4 protein-coding genes are annotated in these 3503 nt (G+C 72.0%); all 4 read left to right on the top strand.

Translation table 11 applies throughout. The features are described 5' to 3' along the window. Nucleotides 1-265 precede the first annotated feature (265 nt). Nucleotides 266-1024 (top strand): spermidine synthase family protein, encoded by a 759-nt coding sequence (locus AC51EU_RS28635; protein ID WP_496269995.1) that lies wholly within the window; start codon nt 266-268, stop codon nt 1022-1024. Nucleotides 1025-1173: 149 nt separating this feature from the next. Further along, nucleotides 1174-1914: a response regulator transcription factor gene (locus tag AC51EU_RS28630; protein WP_496269994.1), complete on the top strand. Its 741-nt coding sequence runs from the start codon at nt 1174-1176 to the stop codon at nt 1912-1914. Further along, on the top strand, nt 1911-3032 hold the full coding sequence (locus AC51EU_RS28625) for a sensor histidine kinase (RefSeq protein ID WP_496269993.1): 1122 nt from the start codon (nt 1911-1913) through the stop codon (nt 3030-3032). The genes AC51EU_RS28630 and AC51EU_RS28625 overlap by 4 nt, the downstream gene beginning before the upstream one ends. A 259-nt stretch (nt 3033-3291) precedes the next feature. After that, nucleotides 3292-3503: 2-oxoglutarate dehydrogenase E1 subunit family protein (locus AC51EU_RS28620; protein WP_496269992.1), on the top strand; the 212-nt coding region annotated here is incomplete at its 3' end.

Genomic DNA, 3503 nt, shown 5'->3' with positions numbered 1-3503 from the left:
CCTCCCCCGCGCCCCCGCGCGCCTCCACCGCCTGGACCGGACCCATGTCCGGACCCCCTTCCGTGCCCGCTCCGTGCCCGGCGCCGCGGTGCGCGGTTCCGGCGTGTCGCCCCTCTGTGCGAACGTCCGGCACAGCCTGCCCGTTCATCCTGTGAACCAGCCGCATGAGTGAGGCGCGTCACACGGGGCAACCCTCGCGGCGCGCGCCACGTCGCCGCGCGGCGGCGGTTGGACCGTCCGCCGCCGCATTGGGGAGGATGGCCGCATGTCTTCCGTACCTCCCCTTCCCTTCCGGACCACGGACGGCCCCCACGAGGGCCCGCGCACCCTCGACCGCCGCGAGGGACCGTACGGGGAGGTGGTACTGCGGCGGCGGGACGGCGGCGCCGGGGCCGCGGTGTACGAGATCATCGCCAACGGCTGCTTCCTGATGGACACCTCCGACGGCCGTTCCGAGCGGCTGTTGATCGACGCCGCCCTGGCGGAGCTGCCGGCGGACCGGGAACGGCCGAGTGTGCTGATCGGTGGTCTCGGTGTCGGTTTCTCCCTGGTCAGGGCTGCGGAGGAGGCGCGCTGGGGGCAGATCTCGGTGGTCGAGAGGGAAGCCGCGGTGATCGATTGGCACCGTACGGGACCGCTGGCGGAGATCTCCGGCGGCGCGCTGGACGACCCCCGCACCACGGTCCTGCACACCGACCTCGTCGCCTTCCTGCGCACCGGCACGCTCCCCGGGGACGCGCCCGGGACGGGGCCCGCCGCCTACGACGCGCTGTGCCTGGACATCGACAACGGCCCCGACTGGACCGTCACCGAGGACAACGACGGCCTCTACTCCCCCGCCGGCCTCGCGGCCTGCCACGAGCGGCTGACCCCGGGCGGGGTGCTCGCCGTCTGGTCGGCGCAGCCGTCCCCCGCCTTCGACCAGGCCCTCCGTAATGCCGGTTTCCAGGCGGTACGTACGGAAGAGATCCCGGTTGCCCGAGGCGTCCCGGACGTGGTCCATCTCGCGCGCAAGGGTGCGTAGCCGACAGTCACGCGGTGCGCATACGCTGCTCCCCTGGATGAGTGAGCCGGAAGGTGCGGTGCCTCCCCCACAGGCGCGCCGCGGGCACTCACCCATCCGTCAGGTAGGCGACCAGGCTCGAAGGCTCAGGGGACATGCAGGGGCGGGCGATGGACCAGACTCAGATCACGCAGGGCGGCACCGCCGCGGTCACGCCGGGTGCCCAGCGCCGGGTACTGGTCGTCGAGGACGACCCGACGATCGTCGACGCGATCGCGGCCCGGCTGCGCGCCGAGGGCTTCCAGGTGCAGACGGCCTCGGACGGACCCGCTGCGGTGGACACCGCCGAGGCGTGGCAGCCGGATCTGCTGGTCCTGGACGTGATGCTGCCGGGCTTCGACGGTCTGGAGGTGTGCCGCCGGGTGCAGGCGCAGCGCCCGGTGCCGGTGATGATGCTCACCGCCCGGGACGACGAGACGGACATGCTGGTCGGCCTCGGGGTCGGCGCCGACGACTACATGACCAAGCCGTTCTCGATGCGGGAGCTGGCCGCGCGGGTGCATGTCCTGCTGCGGCGGGTGGAGCGTGCCGCGCAGGCGGCCCACACCCCGCGTTCGGGCATCCTGCGGCTGGGCGAGCTGGAGATCGACCACGCCCAGCGCCGGGTACGGGTGCGCGGCGCCGACGTGCATCTGACGCCGACCGAGTTCGATCTGCTGGTGTGCCTGGCGAACACCCCGCGCGCGGTGCTCTCCCGGGAGCAGCTGCTGGCCGAGGTGTGGGACTGGGCGGACGCCTCGGGCACCCGAACGGTCGACAGCCACATCAAGGCGCTCCGCCGCAAGATCGGCGCGGAGCGCATCCGCACGGTGCACGGTGTCGGCTACGCCCTGGAGACCCCGTCGGCATGACGCGGTGGCGTACCTGGCTGCGCGCCCTGTGGGACCGCGTCTGGGACGGCCTGCGCCCGCTCGATCCGTACCGTTCGGTGAAGGCCGCGCTCGGGGCGCTGGTCATCATCTCGGTGATCATCACCACGTTCCTGGTGTTCGTCGCGATGCACTCGGCGACCGAGCTGCGGGTGATCACGATCTTCTCGATCATCGCCTCGTTGCTGATCACCCAGTTCGTGGCGACCCGGCTGACCGCGCCGCTGGACGAGATGACGGACGTGACGCGCTCGATGGCCAACGGCGACTACACCCGCCGGGTGCGGGCCGAGCGGCGGGACGAGTTCGGTGATCTGGCGGACGCGTTCAACCGGATGGCGGCCGACCTGGAGGCGGTGGACACCCACCGCAAGGAGCTGGTCGCCAATGTCTCGCACGAGCTGCGCACCCCCATCGCGGCGCTGCGGGCGGTGCTGGAGAACGTCGTGGACGGGGTCTCCGAGCCCGACCCGGAGACCATGCGCACCGCGCTGCGGCAGACCGAGCGGCTGGGCCGGCTGGTCGAGCAGCTGCTGGACCTGTCGCGGCTGGACAACGGGGTGGTGCCGCTGCACGCCCGCAGTTTCGAGGTCTGGCCGTATCTGTCGGGGGTGCTCAAGGAGGCCAACATGAGCCGCAGCGCCTCGACGCTGGCGGGGACGCCGGGCTCGCGCACCCACAGCCGTACGGACGTCCATCTGCACCTGGACGTGTCGCCGCCGGAGCTGACCGCGCACGCCGACGCCGAGCGGCTGCACCAGGTCGTCGCCAACCTGATCGACAACGCGATCAAGCACAGCCCGCAGCACGGCCGGGTCACGGTGCGCGCCCGGCGCGGCGACGGACCCGGGGGCCTGGAGCTGGAGGTGCAGGACGAGGGGCCGGGCATCCCCGAGTCGGAGCGCCACCGGGTCTTCGAGCGGTTCAACCGCGGGGAACCGAAACCGTCCGGGCCGGGGGCGGACGGGGGGACGGGGCTCGGCCTGGCGATCGCCCGCTGGGCGGTGGATCTGCACGGCGGACGGATCGGAGTGGCCGAATCCCCCCGGGGCTGCCGCATCCGGGTCACCCTCCCGGGAGCGGACAACAGCCGAGGTTGACGGCGGGTGGCGTAGGGTCGAACAGGAAGCACCCGGACGGCGGTCGCCTGTGTGACCTTCGCGGGGCGCTCCGGCGGCTGGCCGTACCCTGATACGGCGAAACCCTTGGTTTTTCCCGCCACGTCGTGCTCGCAAACCACCCCGCGAATGTGACGTGCGCGACGAGTGGCCCTCCCGGACTGCACCCGAGGCCACAAGAGGCGTAGCCTTTATTCCCGCTGTCCACCACCTCAGGAAGCGGAAGAGGGCGGTTGCCGCCGTGTCGCCACAGTCCCCCAACAGTGCGAGCATTTCGACCGATCAAGGCAGGCAGGGAAACTCCCCTGCCGCCGCGTTCGGCGCGAACGAGTGGCTCGTCGACGAGATCTACCAGCAGTACCTCCAGGACCCGAACTCGGTAGACCGAGCCTGGTGGGACTTCTTCGCCGACTACAAGCCGGGAGCAGCGGCCGCGGCCGCCCCGGCGGAGGC

It is taken from the genome of Candidatus Streptomyces philanthi (assembly GCF_059553635.1).
This window is presented reverse-complemented; position numbering and strand designations above follow the sequence as displayed.